22 protein-coding genes and 1 pseudogene are annotated in these 23,064 nt (G+C 55.8%); 9 read left to right on the top strand and 14 right to left on the bottom strand.

Annotation, left to right across the window (positions count from 1 at the left end; all coding sequences use genetic code 11):
* Nucleotides 1–152 precede the first annotated feature (152 nt).
* The 8 genes and pseudogenes from PR018_RS25130 to PR018_RS25095 form a co-directional block, all read right to left on the bottom strand.
* Entirely contained in the window at nucleotides 153–1,349 is a 1,197-nt protein-coding gene (locus tag PR018_RS25130; RefSeq protein ID WP_161991021.1) for an MFS transporter, read from the bottom strand.
* Nucleotides 1,346–2,410 carry an amidase gene (locus tag PR018_RS25125; RefSeq protein WP_142832159.1) on the bottom strand — a complete coding sequence of 355 codons (1,065 nt, stop codon included), beginning with the start codon at nucleotides 2,408–2,410 and terminating at the stop codon, nucleotides 1,346–1,348. Before PR018_RS25125 ends, PR018_RS25130 begins: the two co-directional genes overlap by 4 nt.
* A 4-nt stretch (nucleotides 2,411–2,414) precedes the next feature.
* Nucleotides 2,415–3,584: a SagB/ThcOx family dehydrogenase gene (locus PR018_RS25120; protein WP_142832161.1), complete on the bottom strand. Its 1,170-nt coding sequence runs from the start codon at nucleotides 3,582–3,584 to the stop codon at nucleotides 2,415–2,417.
* 86 nt (nucleotides 3,585–3,670) lie between these two features.
* The gene (locus PR018_RS25115; RefSeq protein WP_142832162.1) at nucleotides 3,671–4,012 is read right to left on the bottom strand and encodes a hypothetical protein; all 342 of its coding nucleotides are present in this window, start codon (nucleotides 4,010–4,012) and stop codon (nucleotides 3,671–3,673) included.
* Between the two features lie 257 nt (nucleotides 4,013–4,269).
* Nucleotides 4,270–4,368 (bottom strand): annotated as a pseudogene (locus tag PR018_RS25110) (recombinase family protein); the annotation flags it as partial.
* A 132-nt stretch (nucleotides 4,369–4,500) separates the two neighbouring features.
* The gene (locus tag PR018_RS25105) at nucleotides 4,501–5,013 is read right to left on the bottom strand and encodes a P-loop NTPase family protein (protein ID WP_142832163.1); all 513 of its coding nucleotides are present in this window, start codon (nucleotides 5,011–5,013) and stop codon (nucleotides 4,501–4,503) included.
* A gap of 491 nt (nucleotides 5,014–5,504) precedes the next feature.
* On the bottom strand, nucleotides 5,505–6,017 hold the full coding sequence (locus PR018_RS25100) for an AAA family ATPase (RefSeq protein ID WP_142832164.1): 513 nt from the start codon (nucleotides 6,015–6,017) through the stop codon (nucleotides 5,505–5,507).
* 12 nt (nucleotides 6,018–6,029) lie between these two features.
* Nucleotides 6,030–6,380: a hypothetical protein gene (locus tag PR018_RS25095; RefSeq protein WP_279621503.1), complete on the bottom strand. Its 351-nt coding sequence runs from the start codon at nucleotides 6,378–6,380 to the stop codon at nucleotides 6,030–6,032.
* Nucleotides 6,381–6,410: 30 nt separating this feature from the next.
* Between PR018_RS25095 and PR018_RS25090 the strand changes: the two genes are divergently transcribed.
* Nucleotides 6,411–7,535, top strand: coding sequence for an IS5 family transposase (locus PR018_RS25090; protein ID WP_143123525.1), 1,125 nt, complete (start codon nucleotides 6,411–6,413; stop codon nucleotides 7,533–7,535).
* Here PR018_RS25090 and PR018_RS25085 read toward each other — a convergent pair.
* Both PR018_RS25085 and PR018_RS25080 read right to left on the bottom strand, forming a co-directional pair.
* Entirely contained in the window at nucleotides 7,474–8,118 is a 645-nt protein-coding gene (locus PR018_RS25085) for a hypothetical protein (protein WP_279621502.1), read from the bottom strand. The genes PR018_RS25090 and PR018_RS25085 overlap by 62 nt on opposite strands.
* Nucleotides 8,119–8,625: 507 nt before the next feature.
* A complete protein-coding gene (locus PR018_RS25080; protein WP_142832603.1) occupies nucleotides 8,626–9,297 on the bottom strand; it encodes a DJ-1/PfpI family protein in 672 nt (223 codons plus the stop codon).
* A gap of 74 nt (nucleotides 9,298–9,371) precedes the next feature.
* Between PR018_RS25080 and PR018_RS25075 the strand changes: the two genes are divergently transcribed.
* The gene (locus PR018_RS25075) at nucleotides 9,372–10,337 is read left to right on the top strand and encodes a GlxA family transcriptional regulator (RefSeq protein ID WP_142832604.1); all 966 of its coding nucleotides are present in this window, start codon (nucleotides 9,372–9,374) and stop codon (nucleotides 10,335–10,337) included.
* A 57-nt stretch (nucleotides 10,338–10,394) separates the two neighbouring features.
* Here the strand turns inward: PR018_RS25075 and PR018_RS25070 are convergent, their stop codons facing one another.
* From PR018_RS25070 to PR018_RS25060, 3 genes are read right to left on the bottom strand one after another with little or no spacing between them, the layout of a single operon-like run.
* Complete coding sequence (locus tag PR018_RS25070; RefSeq protein ID WP_279621501.1) at nucleotides 10,395–11,324, bottom strand: DMT family transporter; 930 nt, start codon at nucleotides 11,322–11,324, stop codon at nucleotides 10,395–10,397.
* A 16-nt stretch (nucleotides 11,325–11,340) separates the two neighbouring features.
* The gene (locus PR018_RS25065; protein WP_143123523.1) at nucleotides 11,341–12,174 is read right to left on the bottom strand and encodes a DMT family transporter; all 834 of its coding nucleotides are present in this window, start codon (nucleotides 12,172–12,174) and stop codon (nucleotides 11,341–11,343) included.
* Complete coding sequence (locus PR018_RS25060) at nucleotides 12,171–12,755, bottom strand: TetR/AcrR family transcriptional regulator (RefSeq protein ID WP_279621500.1); 585 nt, start codon at nucleotides 12,753–12,755, stop codon at nucleotides 12,171–12,173. The genes PR018_RS25065 and PR018_RS25060 overlap by 4 nt, the downstream gene beginning before the upstream one ends.
* Nucleotides 12,756–13,174: 419 nt before the next feature.
* Here PR018_RS25060 and PR018_RS25055 point away from each other — a divergent pair, with 419 nt between their 5' ends.
* The 4 genes from PR018_RS25055 to PR018_RS25040 all read left to right on the top strand — a co-directional run bounded on the left by PR018_RS25055 (nucleotide 13,175) and on the right by PR018_RS25040 (nucleotide 17,920).
* Nucleotides 13,175–14,326, top strand: a complete 1,152-nt coding sequence (locus PR018_RS25055; protein WP_244615594.1) for a DNA adenine methylase — start codon at nucleotides 13,175–13,177, stop codon at nucleotides 14,324–14,326.
* Complete coding sequence (locus tag PR018_RS25050) at nucleotides 14,326–15,168, top strand: DpnII family type II restriction endonuclease (RefSeq protein ID WP_142832524.1); 843 nt, start codon at nucleotides 14,326–14,328, stop codon at nucleotides 15,166–15,168. Before PR018_RS25055 ends, PR018_RS25050 begins: the two co-directional genes overlap by 1 nt.
* Nucleotides 15,169–15,390: 222 nt before the next feature.
* The gene (locus PR018_RS25045; protein ID WP_142832523.1) at nucleotides 15,391–17,046 is read left to right on the top strand and encodes a DUF262 domain-containing protein; all 1,656 of its coding nucleotides are present in this window, start codon (nucleotides 15,391–15,393) and stop codon (nucleotides 17,044–17,046) included.
* Entirely contained in the window at nucleotides 17,039–17,920 is an 882-nt protein-coding gene (locus PR018_RS25040; protein WP_142832522.1) for a PIN-like domain-containing protein, read from the top strand. The genes PR018_RS25045 and PR018_RS25040 overlap by 8 nt, the downstream gene beginning before the upstream one ends.
* Before the next feature lie 549 nt (nucleotides 17,921–18,469).
* Here the strand turns inward: PR018_RS25040 and PR018_RS25035 are convergent.
* The gene (locus PR018_RS25035) at nucleotides 18,470–18,979 is read right to left on the bottom strand and encodes a hypothetical protein (protein ID WP_142832521.1); all 510 of its coding nucleotides are present in this window, start codon (nucleotides 18,977–18,979) and stop codon (nucleotides 18,470–18,472) included.
* A gap of 228 nt (nucleotides 18,980–19,207) precedes the next feature.
* Here PR018_RS25035 and PR018_RS25030 point away from each other — a divergent pair, with 228 nt between their 5' ends.
* The 3 genes from PR018_RS25030 (at nucleotide 19,208) to PR018_RS25020 (ending at nucleotide 23,064) form a co-directional block, all read left to right on the top strand.
* Nucleotides 19,208–21,955, top strand: coding sequence for an ATP-binding protein (locus tag PR018_RS25030; RefSeq protein WP_142832520.1), 2,748 nt, complete (start codon nucleotides 19,208–19,210; stop codon nucleotides 21,953–21,955).
* 573 nt (nucleotides 21,956–22,528) lie between these two features.
* The gene (locus PR018_RS25025) at nucleotides 22,529–22,720 is read left to right on the top strand and encodes a hypothetical protein (RefSeq protein WP_142832519.1); all 192 of its coding nucleotides are present in this window, start codon (nucleotides 22,529–22,531) and stop codon (nucleotides 22,718–22,720) included.
* 185 nt (nucleotides 22,721–22,905) lie between these two features.
* A complete protein-coding gene (locus PR018_RS25020) occupies nucleotides 22,906–23,064 on the top strand; it encodes a hypothetical protein (RefSeq protein ID WP_153816501.1) in 159 nt (52 codons plus the stop codon).

Raw genomic sequence — 23,064 nt, 5'->3', positions numbered from 1 at the left:
GAACGGATACGAACCGTCGACCCACTCACTAACCGTTGAATATCAATGATAATGTCCTTTATCATATATAGAAAGCACAGCCATGACACGGGATGAATACGAGCGCCATATTTGTGAGGGGAGCGGGACGGCATATCTGCTGAGGCAGAGACCTAACTTACACGTCGGCGCCACAAAGCGGCGGACGAAAGGAGCGTTAATGTCGCACAAAAAAACCAGAGGGCTGCCGGTGATATCTGTGCGTAGATCAACGTGCCAATCGATGGCGCAGCGACGCCGGCAACTGATTGGGCCGTTCGATAAAACCCCATGTACTCGCCGCTTCTTCCACCATTTCTAGCGGCCTCTCCCATGACGATCGACATGATGGCGGGGTAGAACAGTAACTGCCCCATCGTGATCAGAAGATACAGGCATACGAGCATAGCGATGCCAGATCCAAGCGGGAGCAGGGCGAAAGCTGCTGCAACGATACACATGCCAATAACGGCCATTCGCGTTTGATTTTGCTTTTTCACCCAGCCGGAGACCGGCATTACTGCCGCCGCAAAGGCGATGTACCCAACTGTTAACAGGTTTCCAAAAGCCTCTGGCCTCATTCCATACGCTGAGCTGACGTACAGCGGAAATGTGGCTGATGTCTGCTTCGAGACAACATCGAGAACGCAGGATGCTAAGCATACGATCAAGAAAGCTACGCTCCTATGAGCAGCCAACGTCGGTCTATCGGGAGCTCTATCAGAGACGGTCACGTGAGATGGTTTGAGATGCCGGTCTAGCGAAAAAAACACTAGCCCTGCGGCGAGCAAGGAACTCAGCGCATCCGCGTAAAAGATCAGGCTTGGTTCAATTCCATAGAGATACCCCCCTATAGCGGCGGCGATCCCCGCTCCCACGTTGATCGCGACAACGTAAACCCCGTAAGCGCGGGATCGTTCTTCCTCCGGGCACAGATTAACGACGCATGCGTCATAAGCGGGTCGGAAAGCTCCAGTGGCGAATGCCAGAACAACAAGCGTTCCGCCGATAAGCACCACATTCGAGAGTAGCGGAATGATCGACATGGCTCCGGCACTCACTAGGAAGCTAAGCACCAAAACGTTGGGCGCGCCAATGCGATCACTCAACCTGCCGCCGGTCCAAGCACCCAAAATACCGCCGATACCAAAACACGTCAGCAAGACCCCGGCAACTTCGACCGGGAAGGCAGCAACCTGCGTCAGATATAGCACCAGAAATGGCGTGACCATGAAGCCCAAGAAATTGACAAAGGCTGCAACTGCTAGCAACCAGAGTTGGGCCGGAAGCTGCGGCACCAGCGCGCTCCAGCGTAGTTGCCATTCTCTCATAAGCGTTGATAATCCTTGGGGACTGTTGGCCAATTCGTCGCGGCCTGGAACCATTGTGCAAGCATGAGAAGGCGCGCTAGCATGGTCAGGGGACCCGCTAACGTCAGCCCCATTGGCAAACCTTCTGCGGAGAAACCGTTTGGAACAGTTATTGCCGCGCTATTGCTCAGCAATACCGGCATAATGGTTTCGAAAGGATCGGGGTCATATCTTCCCGGCTTGAGCGGCCATTCGGTAATCAGCGGAGCTGCCAGCCCGCTTGTAGGCAGCAAGAAGATACCTTCGCTGACCGGCAAGCGATAAGTTCCGCGCAAATCCTGAAGCTTCTGTTGCCCAGCGGTATCGAGCGGATTCCGTGCAATCAACGTCGCGGCAGCTCTGCACTCCTCAGTGATCAGGTTTTCAGTCGGAACGACCTCTATTCCTACTTTTTCGAACTCCCGGATTGCCAAGGCATAGTTAGTCCTCGCATCGAAATGGGCAGTGTCCCAGAACCTACCCTTGGCCAGATGAACGCGAGGTACTATCGATGCGATGGCAGATTGCTGATCGAATTCATCGTCAGCCTCAAATGCTTGCAAGGCTTCGTCATCCAATGAAAGACTTTTCAACCAGCTGTGCCGAATATCGCGAACATCGTGCCCGAGGAATATGAGCCGCCCGCGTGCGATGGAGCCAGAGTTACGGGGCCCGTAAAAACCGATGACCCCTGACATCGATGCTGCAACAAGCAGCTGACCGTTTATATCTTGTCCCAGCCCGATAGTTTCCGGGCGTGTGGAAATCGCATGTGCTAACGGTGAGCCCAGTGGCCCAGCAACGAACTCTTCACCCCATGCATTGGGTATTTTGCGGCCTGCGGCCGACTCAGTAACTACATCGGCGATATGAGCGGCATTGTTCTCAAGTTGGCGTAATGCCTGACCAACGATTGCGTCATCCGAGATTTGCAAAGTCCGTTCGTTTCCACGTTCATATCTCAAGTAAATAATTGCTTTGCTCGGTATCAGTTCAGGAGGCACCGAGAGACCGTCGTCTGTTTCGAGTTCTACATCTTCCATTGACTTAACCGTGAAAGTTTTGAGCGTGGATCTTGGAAAGCAGCCCGTCGCGAATTGAAAATTCGGGCGCCAACCATGCGACATAATCGTCAGACGTATCTGGATAACCGACCGCTAAAGCATAGACGACGCTGTGCGTCAGATCAGTTTCGCCGATCGCTCTCTCTATCAGCGAATGACCGATTGCGCCGGCCGGATTGACGACCACGCCCTGCTTACTAAGAATAAGCATCATGTTTTGGGCGATGTGGCCGGCCTCAACGAATGTATGGGCATATGCGCTCCCATTTATATACTTCCACATCACGCGCTCGAAATGCGCGACAAGAAAAATGATAAAACTCGCTTTTGCGACCCATGGCTGATTTTCGGCAAACATTGCCTCCATCGTTGGCATGGGGTCATGAAGCTCGATCAGCTCCAACGCGTGGTGAAAAGCATTATAATGGTAGAAGCGATCTTCAAGCAGACCTGAGACCTTACGGGCGAAGATGTAGCCTTCGTAAGCATTGCGGGCCCCTGGTGAGGGTGTCATACGAAGTGGATGGTCGCCGACTTCGGTGGAAACGATGTCGGTCACCCCGAGCCCGGCATACAAGGCATCAGCGACGAGCGGCAATTGCAACGGCGTATCGAGAAATGCGCGTATCGAACGTCTGGTACGCATGACAGCTTTAAGTTCGCTATCGATTTGAAACCTTGGCAGAGAAATGCTGGCTTCACGAGGCTGCAAATCCATCAATGGAGGCGAAGGTTGAGATTTCGAGCGAAGAATTTGGATTTCGGCCGCCATCTGGTCACTGACGGTCAAATTGTCCTGCGACGAAAAATGGAGTTGAGCTGTTACCGATCCCCATTCCCAGGTCTCGTCATACTCGGAATCCTTTTCAGATATGAAATCACCTTCGACAACTAAGGCCGTAAGCGAAAATAATTGAACAATTTCCTCAACAAGGGATGATGTGTGAAAGTCGTGTGTTATTGAAAATAGCTCATTGAGTGGTCGCCACTCTTCTGAATTCAGGAGCACTTCGAGGCAGCGTAAATTACAGGCAAAGGACCGATTGGTCAGAAAATTGAAGACAACAACTTCACCGTTTTTCACAAAGTAAGAAAGAGCTCTGGCCCTCCGATATCGAAACACTGTTCGTTCTTTTTCGGAAAGAGTCTCCATAAATAATCTCCACGAGAAACACTATGATGACGAGCCAACACGTGATTAGCCTTGGCTCGTCGCGTCACGATTCTGATGAAGTTTAGTTATTGCTCGTTGTTAGCGTGGACGTGAAGCGCCGGCTTCACGAACGGCATGCTCTTGTTCAAGCTAAGAGCACAATAAACAATTTCCTGTGCGGCCTGATCAATCTTGGAAATTGCGAACGCTGCCTCGTTGCGGGCCGGTCCTTCGGGGAGCTCTTTTGCGATATTTCGCAAGGTGTCCTGTACCTCTGACAAAAGCTGGTCGCCAACCTGGTAACGAGCGATGGCACTTTTGTCGATCTCTGATGACAGTTCGTCCTCGGACATGGGGACGGATTTTGCTTTGTGATACTGCATCAACTTTGATTTCAGTTCATTGGGTGTAACGCGTTGGGACTGCATACTTACCTCCATTGATATCAAATATTGAACTCAAGATGGTGGATCTCCGATATTTCCAACCGGCGATTTCAGGTTATTTCGGTTTTTTACCGGTGTAAAGGCGAAAGCCAATCACATTTTTCGACGATCCTGGGGCTGTAATAGACGCAAAGAATGCCGCAAAAATAGTGCGGCATAGTCCCAAGGTTTTGCAGTTTTGCGCATGATATATGCGACGGCGCTGAGTACAGATTTTTTGCAACAACTTCAGCGCCTAACTAGCTCTGATCCTTCAGAGCCTCATAGAGAGCGGTCCTGCCGATTTTCAGGCGCAGCGCTGCTTCGCGGACGTTGAGCCGGTTGGCGATAAACTTCCGTGGGGCCTTATTGAGTGGACGGTCTAGAAAATTAAATGTCGTCAATGCCGCAAAGGCGGGCATGGTTCACAAGATCCCGATCTAACAGCGTTGCGAATTTAGAAATTCCGCGACAGGCGCCTTGTGTCCAAGTCAGATAGCATCTGCGAATGCATTTAGCTCGTCGACGCTCCGAAGTTGCACCAGTGGCTTGCCCTGGACTTTCGCCTCTGCACAAAGCTCTCGAAGTGCCGGCATCCATCCCTGGTCGACATCCCAGATCGTACGAAAAAGCTCTCGCGTGGGGGGCATAGCAGAAATACCGCCTGGGGCATGCTCGAGTTTCCCAGACATCCAGGCCATCTGCCGTTCTGCGGCGAGCCAGAAATGCATCCATAAGGGCATGTCGATGAGAATGATTTCCGTCGCTCGTGCAACGCGCGCCGGGATCGAATCCAGGCTCCCAAGCCCGTCGATCACCCAGGCATCTTCGGAAATGACCTGCTCATGCTTGAGTGCATGGATGTCAGGCGGAGTTAGAACCCAACCTTCTTGCCAAAGAATGCGGTCAATTTCGACATGTCGAAGACCTCGCTTCTCGCCAAGTTTGCGAGCGAGAGTGGATTTTCCCCCACCTGCATTACCGAGAATGGCGATCCGCGACATCGGCTATTGTCTCAAATATCCAGAACTATGTTCCTCATGTAGCCCGACTTTAGCGAGGTTCGAAAGCAGTATTTTGCGAAAGCGCAGATGCCCAGTCTTGTTCGCTATTACACCAGACAACAGCAAAACAGGATTTCCACCCCTTGGATGTCATAGCCGCGTGCCGGTGACTGCCGTCGCGAACGATAAGACGCCTTTCGTGCCATCCGACAATTAACGGCGGCAAGCTTTCTGCGTCACGGAGATCGGCAGCCATGTTTTCAATTCGCTTGTTTCATATGTCGCGCGGGACATGATAGGTTATCTCTGGCTCAGGTCCGCAGCACCGTTCCAGCTTTGAAAGCTCTATTGACAGAGGCCCCATCCAATACCGCGTATGGAGCAAAAGACCGTCGCGAAGACCGCGGTTCGCCCAATAGCTCGTCGAGAGATATTCCATGACCCAATTCTGAAGGTTCCCAGCGTGCGCGCTAGCCGTACACGTTTCGAGATTAAACATCTTCGCCCCACAAATGCCAAAGGACGCGACCGATCGCTTGTTCTAACGTCAGTGCCGAGGTGTCGAGAATTTCGCACCCGGCTGCCTCATTTCTAAGGAAACTGGCCCAGTTCATCATGTCCTCGTTGGCAAGATCAGGCTGGCCTCGATCGACCGCTAGCCGTCTGGCCCTCGTTTCGTCGTTACAATCGACGAGGATCGCGGTGTAGGATGTAATACCCGCATGTTCGACGGCCTCAGTCAGAAACGAAAATCGTGACTGGCCTTCAAAAAGAACGCTCCGGCCTTGCGCCAGGAGCAGAGATAATCGAGCCATCCACTCGAAAGTGGCAGCTCTCTGCCACCCTTCGACAGAGCCGAATTTATCGACCATCTCTTGCACAGACGGAACACCGATACGGTCCTTGTAGAAAACGTCGAACTCCTGGCCGTGTCGGTTTTCGATCGCTTCCGCAATTGTGGTCTTGCCGGCCCCTGATGCTCCGGTGAGAATGACGAGTGGCATAGAAAATCTCCTTCAAGATTTGGCAGCGTTGGCGTTGAAGTTGCTGTTTCTGAAAAGCCATAGCGTGCGATGGCCATGAAGATATTTGCCGGCTCGCTCGAAGCCGGCATAGTCGAATTTTATTCCTTTGGCGGTTGCCAGGACCACGACCGGAACGTTGATGCTGGCTAGTGAGGTCAGCAGGGCGGGTTCGTGTGATCCTGTTCGCCAATGCTCTTGTTTGCCGTAAGGCACGTCTGCAATCACCAGATCGACAGGTGGTAGAGCGGCGAGCTTTGAAGCAACCAGATCGGCATCTGCCGCATCGGCCTTAACAGGTTGCGGAAAAAGGCCCTTGCTGTGAGCGGACTGGCGTGATTCCATGCCTGGGTGATTGATTGGCGGGAGCAGAACATGCGCGGCAGTGATGACCAGACGGCGGGTCTGTTTTCTTATGTAAGCTGCGAAGCCCGCGTTCCGGCAAACCATCCGCTGCGGCCGATACGTGCCATCGTAGACGAGGCGCTGGAAGTTCTGTCCCCGGATTTCGAGGGGATGTATTCAGCGATCGGCCGGCCGTCGATCCCGCCGGAGAAGCTGCTGCGCGCTCTGTTGTTGCAGGCCTTCTACACGATCCGCTCTGAGCGTCAGCTCATGGAGCAGATGGACTACAATCTGCTGTTCCGCTGGTTCGTGGGCTTGTCGATGGACGCGCCGATCTGGGACGTCACCGTGTTCACCAAGAACCGTGAGCGGCTCTTGGCTGGCGACATCGCCGCCAAGTTTCTAGCCGCTTTGCTAAGCCAGCCGCGGGTTAAGGCATTGCTGTCAGACGACCACTTCTCGGTGGACGGCACCTTGATCGAAGCCTGGGCCAGCATGAAGAGCTTCAAACCCAGGGACGGCGCAGATGGTAGCGACACTGACGACAGCGGCTCTGGCGCTGAAGGGAAACAGCCGCCAAAGGCCGCAGGCCGCAACTCTGAGCGTGATTTCCACGGTGAGAAGCGCAGCAACGCAACCCATGCGTCGACCACTGACCCGGATGCCAGGCTTTACAAGAAGGCCCGTGGCCAGGCGGCCAAGCTTTGCCACATGGGTCACGTCATAATGGAAAACCGCAACGGCCTGGTTGTCGACGCCACGCTGACCCATGCGAGTGGAACCGCAGAGCGCGAGGCAGCTCTGGATATGGTGGGTCGCATGGATGGTCGTCACCGCATCACATTGGCTGCAGACAAAGCCTACGATACTGCCGACTTCGTCGAAGCCTTGCGGGACGCAAAGGTGACGCCACACGTCGCCCAGAACACGACGAACCGACGCTCGGCAATTGATGGTCGGACCACCCATCATCCCGGCTACGGTGTCAGTCAGCGCATTCGCAAGCGCATCGAAGAAGTGTTTGGCTGGGCCAAGACCAGCGGCGGAATGCGCAAGACCCGGCATCGCGGAAATGATCGCGTCGGCTGGATGTTCACCCTGACAGCCACCGCCTATAATCTGGTGAGAATTCCAAAGCTGCTGGCGACGGCATAATCGCGTCCAGAATCCGCCGAACCAGGCGGATGGCGACAAAATGGGCCGACAAGGCCTCTGAAAAAGCTTCATCACGGCCTGTCTTCGAGCTGTCTAGCCAGGATCGGCGGAAAAATGGGGGATATTTCCGCGACCTGTTAAACACATTTGTAGGTAAATGGCGGAGCAGCGCGAAAAGCTTGTTACCACTTTGGAGGGCGGCACGATGGCTTTGGCGGTTGTGCAGAACAACGAGGTTGCTTAGATCACTGAGACGCCAAGAAAGGCCTTCCGACGTGAGAAGAGCCGCATTTTTGACCGCGACCGAAACGGCCTCGGTCGAAATGTCGGACATGCTGATATTTTGCAGCTGGTCGCCATGCAAAAACCCCAACACGGTTGCGAGATAGCCGCCTCCGCAAGTTGGATCATAGAAATGATAGGGTGACGGCCGGCCCCCGCTTGCTAGAACGGATGCCGCTCGCAGGAACAATTCACTGGCGAGACGGACAGGAAAGGCGGTGAGACCGGGTCGGCTAAATAGAACTCGACCGCTCGCCAAATCTTCGCTTGGAAGATCGGCGCGAGAATACGCGAATTTCATGGAAGGCTCTCAAAATCGCAGCCAGCACTACAGGCTCGCCAAAGCGAGGCTGGCTAAAACGTACCCAGGTGCGATGCACCTGCTTCGAACCCCTTCGGCAAGGGGAGAGCCTTTAGGCGTCGAAGAAGGCCGTTGCGATGTTGAGAACAAAGGTTTTCATAACGAGGGGAGCTTACCGTCTGGCAGGTCCTCCTGCAAGAGTGTCGCGAATCTCCCGATTAAAATTTCAGTTTCGCGACTGGGTTTTGCGCCGCTGCAGAATACCGACTTTTGCGCCGGAATCCGCAGCGCGGTCGTCGGCGCATTGCTGGCCTTCTATATGTGATAATGTCCTGTATCATATATATGAAGCGGGTCTGCGCATATTCGACAGGGAACTAAGGCTTGTCGTTTCGTTGGATATCGGCGCCTGGACCGCTCATGGCATCGGCGGGATAAACATTGCTTCCGTCGCACGCGGACGGACTGGGGTATCGGGTTAAGATGCGCAGATCTGGATGTCTGTTTCTATACAGACCTGCCGACCAGAAGCGCCTCGCGTTCCGCTCGCGATCCCGCCATGCGGGCTCGCGCTGCCGCAAGCACGGACGAGGGGGCAGTTTCGGGCAGGCCCGAGCTGAAGGGAGGCGCCGGCGCATATTCTAGCGAGAGCTGGATTATCTCGGCCTCCTCCCGTCCCAATAGCTCCGCGACAACAGTAAGTCCGAAGTCGATACCAGACGTCACGCCACCCGCGGTGATGAGGGATCCGTCTCGAACGACCCGCTCCTTTGCCGGTACCGCGCCGAAGCGCTCCAAAAAGGCGTGCGCGTTCCAGTGCGTGGTGGCCCTCCGGCCCTCAAGGAGACCGGCCTGGCCAAGAACGAGCGATCCCGTGCAAACTGACGTCACGAAGCGAGCCTTCGCCGCCTTGTCCCGCACAAAGGCGAGCGTCTCCTCATCGGAAAGCAGCGCATTGATGCCGGCGCCGCCTGGCACGCAAAGAACGTCGAAGTCCGGCGCGTCGGCAAAACGCGTGTCGGGCCTCAGCCAGAGGCCGGTCGAGGATCGCACGGGTTCAAGGTCCTTCCATACGAGATGGACCTCGGCGCCATCAGCGGAAGCGAAGACCTCGTAGGGACCGGTGAGGTCCAATTGCTGGACTGCGGGGAAGCAGAGAATACCGAAACGAAACTTCATGGGCCAACTCCTGTCTTGACTGCCAGACTTTAACGCGTGATGACTTGGCAATTGCGCCAATCATCGCTCATTTCATGCCAAACGCTTCACCTCATCGCATAGAGATTCTTGCCTTCGCGAATGCTCAGCTTCTGGACATCACGGGGCCGGCGCAGGTCTTTGCCACGGCCAACGACCTCACCCCGTCTGGCGCCCCAAAACCTTATGCAATCACCATCGTCTCCGCTGAAGAGGAGGTCGCAACGAGCTCTGGCATCGTTTTGAGATCTGAGGCACTGGCCCAGGCGGCGAGCGGCCCCGGAACCCTGATCGTCTCCGGTGGCTACGGCATCAACGCTGCCTGCCGCGACCCCGCCCTTCTCGACTGGATCCGCCGACGGGCCGCTTCGACGGCTCGGACCGCATCCGTTTGCAGTGGTGCCTTTCTTCTCGCCGAGGCCGGGCTTCTCGATGGCCGCCGTGCCGTGACGCATTGGGGGCGATGTGCCGAGTTCGCCGCACGCTATCCCGCGGTTCATCTTGATCCCGATCCAATCTTTATCCGTGATGGACCGATTTGGACCTCGGCAGGCGTCACCGCTGGGATCGATCTGGCACTGGCGATGGTGGAAGCGGACAAGGGGCGGCCGTTGGCGCTGGCAGTCGCGCGCCAGCTCGTCGTGTTCCTTAAGCGGCCCGGTGGACAGGCACAGTTCAGCGCCGCGCTCGCGCTACAAGAAGCCGACGAGACATTCGATCGGCTTCATGGCTGGATCGCGAACCATCTTGACCGAGATCTGTCGCTGGGCGTGCTGGCCGACAAGGCGGGCATGAGCCTTCGCTCTTTTTCGCGGCGCTATCGAAAGTGTACCGGCCGCACGCCGGCGGACAGCGTCGAGACCATCCGCGTCGAAAGCGCTCGCCGGCTTCTCGAGGACGGCGCAAGCGTGGCGCGAACCGCCACGCGATGCGGCTTCGGCTCGACCGAGACCATGCGACGGGCTTTTCTCCTCCGCCTGGGCATTGGCCCCAACGCATACCGGGACCGGTTTCATGGATAAACGGGCCTGTTTTCGCACATGACGGTCTTGAACGTTCCGAACAGACGCCCTCAAGATCTAGATTGCGTCACAGCCTGTTGCTTTGTCTCGTTTAAACGCTCCGATCGCGGCAACCAATCCTCCCGTCAAAGTTGGAAGCCGTCCATGCGCCGCTAGCCCGAACACCGTTCCGAAAACGGTTTCTGAAACGATCAGTTGCGCGCAAAGCGTCATAGGCAATCGTTTCGCTGCAAGCGTCCAGGCGAGAGCGCCGCCAACCGATGCAAAAATAGCCAGCGACACACCCCATAGATACAAAGGGGCCGCCGCATTCCAAGATAGGCCGAGACGCGGGATTTCGAACACGCCGATCATCTGTCCGACTGGAATGAACGCCAACATTTCCAATCCGCCGCCGGCCATGATCAACGCGGTCCAGACGGCGCCGTGCATGCCCGGACGCTCTGCCAATGCGGTCTGGTTTGCAAGCCCGAACCAGGTCCACAGGATGACGGCGGCAATGGCCAGCGGGATGCCGACCAGAAGTGACGACGAGGTCTGAAGTCCAGCAGGCTCGAAAACGCTGATATTGACAAGGGTAAGACCGATTGCAGTCAGGGCGAGCGGCAGAACCAATCCACGCCATTGCAGAACCGGCTGACGCAAATTGCCCGCGATGGCCAAAACGACGGGAACCAGCCCCAGACATGCCGGCGCCACGACGGGACCAGCAAAGATGGCGGCGCCCACCACCGTGAGGAAATAGCCGACATAACCGATGAATCCGAGCCAGAAAGCAGTTAGCCAGTCGCGCAGTGTCAACAGGCGAACAAGATCCCACTTAAAGGCGAGAAAACCGAACCCGATGGCACCTGAGATGACGAACCGGAAGACGGCGAAATCAAAGATCGAGTAGTCACCGATCACATATGGGACGACAAAATTCGTCGACCACGCTAATGCGGCCAGGAGGGCGGCCGCGATGCCGATCAACATGGACCTGGTCATGGGCTGCCGCCTCCCGTCATAAGACGCCGAGACAGACGGCGCCGCCGGCGACGATGACGCAGGCGGCGATCCGCCTGAACGTCAGCGCTTCGCCGAGGAACACGCGGCCGATCAGAACGGCGAAGACCACGCTGGTTTCCCTGAGTGCCGTGATCGGACCGGCGGGGCCGAGGGCAAAGGCAGCGATCACCGCGCCGTAGGCCACAAGCGAGACCATCCCGCCGCCGATCGCCGTCCATGTCTCAGGCGCACGGAGATCTACCCGCAACCTTCCCCTTATAAGGATGAAGATTGCGGTCATCAGGACGCCGTAGATCGGGAAAATCCAGATGGCATAACTGCGGGCATTGCCGGAGATACGCACCCCAATCGCATCGACGGTGGCATAGCTGGCGATGAACAGACCGGTGAGCAGCGCAAACAGGATCGAGGCGGTAGAGGCGCGGGATCGGCCTAGCGACAGGCTCATGATGCCGATGGCGACAAGAGCAACGCCGATCGTGCCGCTTCCACTGAGACGTTCGCCGGCAAAGGCCAGCCCGCCCAGCGTCACCAGCAGCGGCACGCTGCCGCGCACGACGGGGTAGACCTGGCCAAGTTCGCCATGCCGATAGGCCGAAACGAGAAAGACGCTGTAGCCAACCTGGAGGCAGGAGGAGCAGACGAGATAGGGCCACGCTGCCGGTAACGGAAGAGGAAACACGAAGGCAAGGGGCACAGCGACTGCGGCCATCGAAAGGCTCATGACCGTCACGGTCCATAGGCGATCGGCACCCGAGCGCAGGAAAGCGTTCCATGTCGCGTGCAGGACTGCGGCGAATAGCGCGAGCGCAATAACGGTCGCTGTCATCGCCGTTCGCCAGGCATGCCGAGGATGTTTGATGCAGCGAGACGGACGTCGCGCATAGCGGCGTCGCCCTGCCCCATCTGCGCAAGCAGCGTGGCACCCTCCAGCAGCATGAACAGTGCAGTCGCTGCACTCTCCGCCCGGTCCGCCGGCATCTCCGCTTCGAGAATATCCTGCAGACGCTGCCTCAGTCCGTCCTTGTGCCCCGCCACCGCCTGAAACACGGGATGGCCGGCATTGCCGAATTCCGCCAGCGCATGGGCAAACAGGCAACCGTGAAATTCCGGGCTGCGAAACCAGCGCTCATACCAGTCGAAGACAGTGGCGATCTTTTCGCACGGAGTAACGACCTTCTCGGCGAGATCGTCAAGTTGCCTGTTGAATCGGTCCGTCCTGTAGCGCAGGACTTCGACGATCAGGCCGTCCTTGCTTGGAAAATGTCGGTACATTGTCATCTTGGCCACGTCGGCGTCCGCGATGATGCGGTCTATTCCCGTGGCGTGAAACCCCCCGCTTTTGAACAGGGCATAGGCGGTTTCGATGATGTGCTGGCGTTTGTCACTGGTAGCGGCTTGTGACGGCATGAGCTATATTCCGGGTGGTGAGACAGGTCTGTATCACCACTTTGCGCTTTGTTGCCCGCATCGTCAACTGGGATGGTTGGGCCAATCCCTACCTGATTTATTCTCGATCGTAACCGCACGAATGCTACCGTGGAGATTTTACTTTGATGCGAGCAAGGGGTTCTTTGTCATCGACGAAACTGTCGAGAAAGTCGTTCCAATCGTCGGGAGTTTCTGGATGAGTTCCGCGCCATGATCGTTGCCTCGTCCCTCGACCAGACTGGATTGACTGCCAAATAATGGTGCGGGAAAGTTGCAGCCCCGCGACAAGGTTAGCGCCAAGTGTTTTTTGACGTTGCCAGGGTCGGTTCGATCAAACACGCCGGCGAAATCGTGCCGATTTCGTAACCGCTTGCCAGTTCCGTGGATTAAACCGGGGGATGTGTTTTATTCCTTTGCCGCTTGGCTTCGCCATCGGCTATGAATTTGCAATGAGAGATTCGACAGCCAGATCCGTGCCCGATACCCGCGTTGTTCCGCTTGTAGCGAAGCGCAAAGCGCTTGAGTTGCCGGCGCAAGCCGCAAAATACCCAGAGTTGCGCTACATGGGTTCCAAAAAACGCCTTTTGCCTTGGATCTACCAAGTCCTCGATGACATCGATTTCGAGAGTGCGATGGACCCATTTTCGGGTACGGGGAGTGTTGGTTATTTGATGAAGTCGATGGGCCGGCGTGTCGTAGCCTCTGACTTTCTGAATTTTTCCAGCTTGGTCGCACGCGCTACAATCGAAAACAGCAGTGTTCGGCTCGACGGTAAGAGCATAAAACGCCTAATCGATCCGGAGCCAGGTCCCCACCACTTCATAGAGCAGACTTTCCGAGACGTATTTTACACGCCAGAGGATCTCAAATTCCTAGATCGTGTGTCGGGCAATATACGCCAACTTGAAGGGCAGTACGATCAGGCTTTGGCGTTCGCCGCGTTGTTCCGCTCATGCCTGAAACGTCAACCTCGGGGCGTTTTCACCATATCTGGAAACCTCGACAGGTATGACGACGGGAGGCGCGATCTGCGCCTTTCGCTTGAAGAGCATTTCCTCGAGCAGATTGAGATTTACAACAATGCGGTCTTTGACAACGGCCGACGAAATCAGTCCTTTAGAGGAGATGTTTTCGAGCTCGCCGCGAAGAAAGTGGATCTCGTTTATCTCGATCCTCCATACGTGCCGCGGTCAGACGACAATTGTTACATAAAGCGCTATCATTTCCTTGAGGGTCTGTCTTGCTACTGGCAGGGACTTCCCATAGACGAATCCACAAAAGTTAAGAAGATAGCCAAGAAATACACGCCATTCAGCTATCGGCGGACAGCGGTTGAAGCATTTGATAGAATGTTTTCCCGTTTCAGAAAGAGCACAATAGTTTTATCATATAGCTCTAACGGATATCCGGATTTAAATGTACTTGAAGAACTTATGAAAAAGCACAAGTCTAGTGTTCGGGTATTTGAGAAACCTCATCGGTATCATTTCGGCACGCATGCTGGTGTAGAGCGGTCCTCCGTTACCGAATATCTCATTGTAGGTCGCTGATGCAGGTCGTTGAGCAAAATATCGACGATGTTGTTGCAAGTTTAAGTCCTCTATCCGTTGAGTGGATGGATGATGTTGCCGCCTCTGCAATTGCTCGACTGTCAGCATTGCCAAAAAAGACGCAGTACGATCGCCAAGACATACAAGAATTGCTCGATTCCGATTTCAGCGAGGGGCTGCTGTGCGCACGCCTCTTTCTTGCCCTCTCGAAAGACAGCATGGAGACAGAACTTCGTAGCGCCCTTGGTTCTGGAGGGATAGGTTCTACGCGTTATAAGACTGATCCAATTGCATTTTTAGCAACACTCGAAAGCCTGGGCTTGCCCGAGGCAATGTCCGCGACAATCAATTATCAGCCTGTTTGGAGCGACATTCTTGTCGAACGTCTTCGCTCTGGTCGAGGCTCTGCAATCCAAGGGCAGCGCCGTGGACGCGGCTTGGAGGATTTCGCAGAAGCCCTTGTTCGAGAAGTATTCGGAGAAGGTGGCTACGAGACGCGCTGTACGTTTACGGGTGCTGACGGAACAACCGCGAAATGTGATGTTGCTGTTCCGGATAAGAGCAGACCGAGGATCGTCATTGAGTCAAAAGCCTATGCCGCGACTGGTTCAAAAATGACCGATATCATCGGTGATCTAGACGCGATTATTGCGGCAAAACGCCACGACACCCCGCTCCTATTCTTGACCGACGGCCTTACCTGGAAAGCGCGAATGTCCGATTTGCGAAAGATCGTGCAACGTCAAAACCAAGGGAAAATTACGCGTATTTACACGACCAAAATGCGCGAGCAATTTTTGGCGGATCTACACACGCTAAAAGCAGAGCTCGGGATCATCTAAGACTTTAGCTGGAACTACATAAGATCGACGCGTGGGTGTAAGCCTCTTATAAGTTTGATGAAGGCGCTGAACGGTTTCGAACCGCTTATCCGTGCTGCCGGGTAGGCTAGGCTATTCAGCTTATTCAACAACGATCGATGCGGTCGCTTATGGTAATTGCGCATTCTTGGCGGCTACGATAGTTGTGGCTTCCTTTGATGAAGCCTCCGATTTTTAGGAGAAATGGATTTGCAAACCCCTTTGAATGCTTCAGCTAGCAACGCTGGCGCGCTGTTCTCCACGACTACTTTCGAAATACCCCAATTTCAGCGGGAGTATTCGTGGGGCCACGATGAGGTTAGCGACTTCTGGGGAGATCTACAGCACAATATTGAAGCACCGACGTACTTTCTTGGCCTGATCATCCTTACAAACCAGCCTAGTCGTGACGGCAATTCGTCTAAGGATGACGACAGCCAGAGGAAGGATGTTGTTGACGGGCAACAGCGTATTATCACCTTAAGTCTTCTAGCGATTGCAATATACCATGAGGCTATTGCGCGGGACCGCAAAGCTCTCGCTGATCGGATCCAAGCCGGATTTCTTAGATCAATTGATTACGAATCTGACGAGACTGCCGCGCGGGTACGACTGTCTGACCAATTCGATAACGCGACGTTTCAAGCTATATTAGAAACCGGTCGCGCGCCGATCGGCCTCCCAGACGACTCTGTATCGAAGAAGCTTGTTGAGTCGTATGAGTTTCTTGTTCGAAATCTGCAGAATGATCTCAGCTCAGATCCTTTTAAACGCCTTGGTCGCTGGACTGATTTCCTCACTAATAGATTGTATTTCGCGGTTTTCTTGCACCCTGACGCTACGTCAGCCTATCAAGTTTTCGAAGTTATCAATACCAGAGGTAAGGACCTAACGACCGCCGACCTACTGAAAAATTATGTACTAAGTCAAACCGCGCCGAGGCATCGACCCGCAAGATACGAGCAGTGGCAGTCCATCTCTAGGCAGTTTTCTGTCGAAGGGGCAAACAACTTTGTGCAATATATACGTCACGTTGTAACTGTTCGGAATGGGCACGTTCTCCCGAAAGATCTCTTCGGCTTCCTCGCCGGTCGCATCATTTTCTCGGGGCGCCAACCTCCGCCGCCTGAGCAACTTATGGAGATGCTAACCGATAACCTCCCACTGTATTTACAAATGATCGATCCTTCATTGGCAGGTCCGGCAGAGCCGGAGGCTCTGAGAGTGTTCTCCGCTCTGAATAGCTTGGGTGTTATTGCTGTCAGACCGATTTTGCTTGCTGCAGCAAATGTCCCCGACTCAATCACCGGAATGAAAGCGGTTCTACGGCTGGTAGTGCGGCGCATCGTGGTGGGCAACCTTGGCACCGGTAACGTTGAAAGAAGGTTCGGTGAAGCAGCACGGAACGTCTACGAACGCGGTGATTGGCAATCAATCATCCGCGATCTTAGAGATCTCAACCCAACCAGAGACGAATTTGAAGAGCAGTTGCGAAAGCGCTCATTCAACAAACAACTGCTACACTTCGTGCGAAGGTCAGTTGTCCAGCAAACGATAACGCCTAAGTCGGAAGGTTATCTACACTTCGTCTGGACCCGACAGAACTTCTTCCCTGAGATGGGCGAAGATGAAGGTTCTTTTTGGGCATCTACTATTGGCAATACTTTTCTGTCCTTATTGGAACGCCGTCCCGCCGTTGTGACCGATTGGCCCAGTCTCAAGCTGGAGATGCTGCCGACCGGCGTCGAGGGTGAATGGACAGAGCGTCTGAATGCTATCGAGGAATGGGATGCCTCCAGCGTTGAACTGTTAGGGCGTGAGTTGGCGCGCGCAGCGGGGGCGGTTTGGTACGATGAGTGAAATGAATATCCCGGCCACTGATGTGGACATCGTTTTTGCAATCCTTGAAAGAGAAACGGAAATCGATGCTATTGATGCATTAATGTCCGCAATGAGACCCGAGCCTGACAACGTTACGTTAGCCAGAACAGCGTTGGCGTTTGATGCAAACGTTTTGCTAAAGATCGGGAAATACTCCTGGAGTGACGACCTTAGCGACGCCCTTAGGGCTCAGACGCTTGGCCCGCTCATCGTACCGGGTCAGGTAATTCAGGAATTTTGGAACAATCAGTTCCAAGCGATCGATTCAAAAGCTGAGAGCGTTAAAAAGAAATTCGAACAACTTAAGACCGATGTCGACGGGGTTGATGAAACATTCGGCGGCTTTGCCGAGCGTTTCAACTCCTTGCTTGATGAATTCGCCGGTGATTTTGGATATATCTACGACGACAAGACTTCCGGGCGAATTTTTGCGTTCTTGGACGTTTTGAAAGACAAAGCGCTGGTCCCATTCGCACCCCGTGAGCGTTTTTCAAGAACTGCTAGATCACGCAAATTGACCAAAACGCCTCCGGGATTTAAAGACCCGGGTGACGGGGACTTCTTTGTATGGGCAGACCTTTTGGTTGGCTTAAAAAGAGCACAAAGCGGCGGGGCCGATTTCGGCCGGGTCGTGATGGTAACGATGGATCAGAAAATCGACTGGAGTAGAGGTGGCACGGCGCACCCAATACTTTCAGCTGAGATCAAAGCCTTGACAGGGGCTACATTTGAAACGTGGAATTTAGAAAAGCTGAAGAGGCTGTTGTTAGACGAAGTTGCTCCTCAAGAGATTGATCCAGTGGCTTCCACCGAGATAGGAGTGGCACCCCTAGTCGCAGCTACTGCTGATTGATTAAGTTCACCATCCGAGCGACAGGATCTTCACCACCGAGGATTTGAGCGTTGCGTAGCCGAAGGATGACTTTGGAAGCTCCCTTCCAGCAGAGCATGCTTTGCTTCTCAATGAACAGCCTTTGTTGGCTATGGTTTGAGATATGACTCACGCAGTTTAGCAAAGCCATAGCTCCAGGGTCGGCTTTCATTCCCAGATGGGACGGACATAATTTCTCGCGCGTCGCGCCAGTTCAGCAACGACCAAGCACGCAGTCACAAGACCGACGAAGGGCGCGCCGACAGTTCTAGTCGCAAGCTGCACTAAGCCGCATTCGTCAACTGCACCCGCCTCCAGTAAGGGGTCGGTTCAGGCTGAGGGCGAAATGACACTCTAACAAGCGAAGTCAGCTTTTGGCCCTAAGCCGATATTGGGGACCGATAGCTGCCAGGCGGCTACGCGCCGTCACTGCGGCCATACCGACGCTCGTTGCCTTCGCCCGGAAGCAGTCATCCCGCTTCATCACTTCCCCGTTGCGCAAGATGGGGACATGATGGCGCATGCAGTGCCCTATGGCAGGGCCGTCCACCCAAGGTCGGCTTCGATCCTCCGCCTGTACGGGGTGTTGATCTGCCGGGGCGCATGGCGGATATAGCGTTCGGCCTCGTCTTTCTTTGCACCTTCGAGCCCCTGTAAGTAGGAGACGACCTGCTCAATGGTCGGGGCCACCGATTGTCCGTCGAACTGCGGGGGCAGTGCCGTCCACACGACGCCTTCCACGCCATGCGCCAAGGCCCAGCCCGGTAGGCCCGGCAGCGCCTCCGGCGCGGCTCCGCCCTGCGACCAGGTCGCCACCCAGTCGCCGTTCTTCGTCCCCTCGCGCACCATCAGCTGCCGTTTCGCGAGCGCCAAATCGTCCGTGTCCATAATGGCCCAGAACGATCGCACCTCGGGTGCTGTCGGCTCCAGCACCAGAGTTATGCGCCCGTTGTTCGACTGGCGCGTGAATTCCACCCTCAGCAGCGGCCCATCGTCAAACCACTCTCGGCGGATAGGAAGCTCGCGTGGATCCCAGATCAACGATCCCCAACCTAGGCACGCAATCGCCATTTCTCTTGCCCCTCTCAACGCTCCTGAATATGTCGCACATTCCAACCTCGCCTACCACCAAGTGGCAGCGGCGGTGCTGCTGCGAGCGGCAAAGTGTTACCCAAATACCTTTGAGCTTCGCTGATTTATTTAAGGTTGCTGTTGCACAAGATGCACTTTACCCGCTAATTACTCAGTAAAACAACGGGGGAGGGAAGCGTGGCCGTTACGGCAGCCTTTGGCTTCGATGAAAACGCTGACCTGGAGAGCAACCTCACCAAGTTCAATACGCATCTCGGGTTGCATGACGCGGCCCTGAGCGCACAGCTCACGACCTTCTACCCGGTCCTCCGCGATGAAACCTATACGTCCTCGACCGTTTGGAATGCTATGGTCCAAGCGATCCTTGATGCGGAAGCCGCCGCCGCACAGCAAACAACTGCGCCCACGCCTGCGGCAACTGGCGCAACCGCAGCTGCGGCAGTTCCGCCCGTTGCCGGTCCCACTGGCTGGTTTTTGGAAGGTCTGAGCATTGAGGGCTTCCGTGGCATAAACAATGAGGGCAAGCCGCTTGAATTGAAGTTCAAGTCCGACAAGGTCAATAGCGTCTCCGCCGTAAACGGCGTGGGCAAAACATCCGTATATGATGCCATCCGGTATGCGATATCCGGGCGGCTGCCGTGGTTGGAAGAACTCCCTCCGGGCGATCGTGACGGTGAGTACTACCTCAACCGTTTCCATCCTGCCCAGACGGCGACTATCAAGCTCTCGCTCCGCGAAATGGTGACGAACCAGCCCTGTGAAATCGAGGTCAAGCGGGATAGCTCGGGAACTCGAACGGTATCCGCATCCGGCACTTGGGATGGCAACGCCATCCTCCAGTCTCTCAATCGTGAGTTCGTGCTGCTCGACGGGCCGACCTTCCAAAATTTCATCGCGGCCAAACCCCAGGCGCGGGGCCGCACGTTCGCGGGTCTGCTGGGGCTCTCAGATTATAGCAGGATGCGCCAAGCCCTTGCGGCACTGGCAAATACGCGGGCGTTCAACAACCACTTCGGCGCGCAGGCCCATACACAAGCCCAAGCCCACGCGCAGAAAGGCATAAATGACGCAAGGGATGCCCTGAAACGCGACCACCTGATCCTGACGGGCGACGAATGGGGCACGATGCCGCTCGCCGATGGCCTTGCAAATTGTTTCTCGGCACTGGAGCAGATCGGCCCGCTGACGGCACTCTGCGCGGGCAAGACGTTCCGTGAGATCGACGTGGACGCCTGTATCGAAGCCGTCAAGGCTGCCGAGGGCGGCCCGCAACGGGAGCGCCTCGGGGAATGTGTCCGGCTCCGGCAGGAACTGGTCACGCTGAGCGTGCAGGCGCCCGATGCCGAGCGCACCAATCAGCTGGCGAATGTCGCGAAGAACCGCGAGGAGGCCGTCGCCAAGACGGCCGGCGATGTCATCCTCCAGCTCTATCAGGCAGGGGCCAAGGCTCTTGAGCTGCCTGAGTGGGCGAACGCTGGTATATGCCCGCTGTGCGACAGTGCAGTTGCCCATGACCTTCACAGCCACGTCGGCACTAAGCTCTCGGCATTCACAGCACTCGACGAAGCGACGCAGGCGGTGGGCCTCGAATGGAACGAGGAGGGCTGGGCTGACCTGACAGAACTTGAGAAGCTGTTGGAACCCGATGCCGCCAAGCGCCCGATCGCTGCCCTGTCGGATACGGCGCAAAAGGGGGTGCTTACCGAGGCGCAGGCCAAAGCACTTGCCGTCTGGCTGGGGACTTTGCGCGAGCGCGCGGGTGCCCGGGATGCGGCGCTGGAGAAAGAGCAGCGTGAGCTGGAGAAGATCCTTCCCCAGTCTTCAGTTGAGGTGACGAAGAAGGTTGAGGCGGCCCGCCGGATGCAAGAGAGCCTCGGCAAACTCGACGCCGCACAGACTGACCTTGACCGGGAGAAGGCCCGCGCCGGCCGCGTGTCGCGTTTGAAGACATTTCTGGACCGGGCCTCGGACGATTTCGGGGTGGCAGAGGCGGCAATCAGCAAGGCCCGTCTGGCCGCCGTGGAGCCCGTATTCAAGACCAACTTCGCGGAGATGTCGTTTTTCGGTGTAACGCCGGAGGTCGTCAAACGGGCCAATAGCGAGGATCTTCAGATCCGCTTGCAGGAGTTCCACGGGCTGGCCGACCTGTCACCCCAGGCGCTGTTGTCGGAAAGCTACCGCAATGCCTTCGCCATCGCGCTCTATCTTGCCGCCGCGTCACTGTACGGCGGGATGCCCAAGTTTATCGTGCTCGATGATGTTACCTCCAGCTTTGATGCGGGCCACCAGCTCTATCTCGTGGAATTGCTCCGGAAAAGCTTTGCCCGGCCGGCCAACCCGGACGGGCTGCAGGTGATCCTGCTGAGCCACGACACCATGTTGGAAAAGCTCTTCAACAAGCACACTGGCTCCGGCGTCTGGTGGCACCAGCGGCTCGAAGGCAACCCTCAGTTCGCGGTGTTGCCGCAAGCCGGCGCGGTGAACAAGGTGCGTGATCTTACAATTTCAATGCTGCAGGCCGGACAGGCTGACTTCGCCAAAGAGGGAGTCCGGCAGTATCTCGAATACCGGCTGAGCGACCTCATCAGCAAGCTGCGCATCCCCGTACCTGTGGACGTCGCCTTCAATGACAACAAGCAGCTGGCGGGGGAATTCCTCGGTGCGATCGACGCTGCCGTGAAACTCCACAAGGCGGGGGGATCCCTTATTCTCGAACCCGCTCAGGAGGCAGGCTTGAACGCCAACATGGCGACGATCGTTGCAAACTTCACCAGTCACTGGGGAACAGGCCAGGCTCTGGCCTTCACAGCGCCGGCGCTGCTCGGCGTCATGAACGCGATCGACCAGTATTGCGACTGCTTTACTTTCGTCCCGAATCCCGGGGATCCTCGGAAATTGTACAAATCTCTTAGCCAGAAGCTGTGACGAGAATCATAGCGTCTAGTACTGGCCGTCAAACAGGTTGCCCAGCGCCCGCGTCATGAGAAAGGCCAGTCGTCGGCGCCGCAAATGCCCGGGCCGGTCATGGATGTGGCACCGCGGGCAGAACGCCCGGAGATTCCGCTGGTCATTATGACCGGGTTGTCGTCAAGGTGCGCCGTCGCCAGACAAGCGAGCACATATCGTCGGGGTGGTAGCAAACGGCAAGGAAATCCCAGGCAGTAAATCGGCCCAGCGGTGAGCGGTGACAGCATCCGGTTGCTATTCTCTCTTAAGCCCCTCAAAGCAGACGGTCCGCTGACGGCCCCATAACAGCCGTCGACTTCTAAGCAGTTTAAGTCTCCTATCGGCGCGAAGCCGCCAAATGCGAGCTGTCCCAGATGAACTGAAGCCTGTTTGGGACGGTAACAAGGCCATGCAAACCAAGGCTTTCCGGCATCAAAACTCACAAGGGTTAAATTGGGACAGCGGAGCGAAGGCTTACAGTGTGATTTCGCCCTCAGCCTGAACCGACCCCAGTAAGGCGTCATATGCTCGCCCGTATCCGGTAGCGCGATCATGCTCGACATCGCCCCACTTGTTTCTGCTGGTGACACTGGCGGGGAAGGTATGAACCCGATGGGCAGCGACGAGCATTTCGATCTCTCCGCCTTCGAGTTCTTCCACAAGCTCCCTTCCCCGCCAACGGCCGAGGGTCGTCGCCCGATTTTGACTGCGATTTCCGCGAGTTCGCGCCGCTTAGGCAATTGATTATATTGGCGAGAGCGCGTTTAGCGGCATCGAACGTGGCATCTATTTCCGTAACCAATTATTAACCATAACCGCCCCAATCACCTCCGATAAGTCTCCCTTATCGGAGGTGAATGATTTCGGCCGGTAATATGCTAAACCCGACGGCCGCGAGGCCGCCAGAAACACTGTTTCGAAGCCCGGCGATGCCCAAGAAAGCCTTGCCTCCTGTTGAACGCCGCGCCGAAGTACTCGACACCATCGCCGCGGTGTTACCGCTCGAGCGCCGTGACGAACTGGCCGAGCTTGGCGCGCTGCAACCGGCATCCAGCGAGATTGATAGATGTGGGGAGGAACCGAGTTAA

This window comes from Rhizobium rhododendri, from assembly GCF_007000325.2.
In the GTDB taxonomy this organism is placed as follows: Bacteria; Pseudomonadota; Alphaproteobacteria; order Rhizobiales; family Rhizobiaceae; genus Rhizobium; species Rhizobium rhododendri.
This window is presented reverse-complemented; position numbering and strand designations above follow the sequence as displayed.

Excerpts from the sequence above, each read along its gene's own strand:
- PR018_RS25050 (WP_142832524.1), top strand. The coding sequence starts at position 14,326 with ATGCAGGTCGTTGAGCAAAATATCGACGATGTTGTTGCAAGTTTAAGT.
- PR018_RS25095 (WP_279621503.1), bottom strand. The coding sequence starts at position 6,380 with ATGGAATCACGCCAGTCCGCTCACAGCAAGGGCCTTTTTCCGCAACCT.
- PR018_RS25025 (WP_142832519.1), top strand. The coding sequence starts at position 22,529 with ATGCTCGACATCGCCCCACTTGTTTCTGCTGGTGACACTGGCGGGGAA.
- PR018_RS25080 (WP_142832603.1), bottom strand. The coding sequence starts at position 9,297 with ATGAAGTTTCGTTTCGGTATTCTCTGCTTCCCCGCAGTCCAGCAATTG.
- PR018_RS25120 (WP_142832161.1), bottom strand. The coding sequence starts at position 3,584 with ATGGAGACTCTTTCCGAAAAAGAACGAACAGTGTTTCGATATCGGAGG.
- PR018_RS25055 (WP_244615594.1), top strand. The coding sequence starts at position 13,175 with ATGTGTTTTATTCCTTTGCCGCTTGGCTTCGCCATCGGCTATGAATTT.
- PR018_RS25125 (WP_142832159.1), bottom strand. The coding sequence starts at position 2,410 with ATGGAAGATGTAGAACTCGAAACAGACGACGGTCTCTCGGTGCCTCCT.
- PR018_RS25040 (WP_142832522.1), top strand. The coding sequence starts at position 17,039 with ATGAGTGAAATGAATATCCCGGCCACTGATGTGGACATCGTTTTTGCA.
- PR018_RS25065 (WP_143123523.1), bottom strand. The coding sequence starts at position 12,174 with ATGACAGCGACCGTTATTGCGCTCGCGCTATTCGCCGCAGTCCTGCAC.
- PR018_RS25130 (WP_161991021.1), bottom strand. The coding sequence starts at position 1,349 with ATGAGAGAATGGCAACTACGCTGGAGCGCGCTGGTGCCGCAGCTTCCG.
- PR018_RS25100 (WP_142832164.1), bottom strand. The coding sequence starts at position 6,017 with ATGCCACTCGTCATTCTCACCGGAGCATCAGGGGCCGGCAAGACCACA.
- PR018_RS25070 (WP_279621501.1), bottom strand. The coding sequence starts at position 11,324 with ATGACCAGGTCCATGTTGATCGGCATCGCGGCCGCCCTCCTGGCCGCA.
- PR018_RS25105 (WP_142832163.1), bottom strand. The coding sequence starts at position 5,013 with ATGTCGCGGATCGCCATTCTCGGTAATGCAGGTGGGGGAAAATCCACT.
- PR018_RS25060 (WP_279621500.1), bottom strand. The coding sequence starts at position 12,755 with ATGCCGTCACAAGCCGCTACCAGTGACAAACGCCAGCACATCATCGAA.
- PR018_RS25020 (WP_153816501.1), top strand. The coding sequence starts at position 22,906 with ATGCCCAAGAAAGCCTTGCCTCCTGTTGAACGCCGCGCCGAAGTACTC.
- PR018_RS25090 (WP_143123525.1), top strand. The coding sequence starts at position 6,411 with ATGCGCGGCAGTGATGACCAGACGGCGGGTCTGTTTTCTTATGTAAGC.
- PR018_RS25075 (WP_142832604.1), top strand. The coding sequence starts at position 9,372 with ATGCCAAACGCTTCACCTCATCGCATAGAGATTCTTGCCTTCGCGAAT.
- PR018_RS25085 (WP_279621502.1), bottom strand. The coding sequence starts at position 8,118 with ATGAAATTCGCGTATTCTCGCGCCGATCTTCCAAGCGAAGATTTGGCG.
- PR018_RS25115 (WP_142832162.1), bottom strand. The coding sequence starts at position 4,012 with ATGCAGTCCCAACGCGTTACACCCAATGAACTGAAATCAAAGTTGATG.
- PR018_RS25045 (WP_142832523.1), top strand. The coding sequence starts at position 15,391 with ATGGATTTGCAAACCCCTTTGAATGCTTCAGCTAGCAACGCTGGCGCG.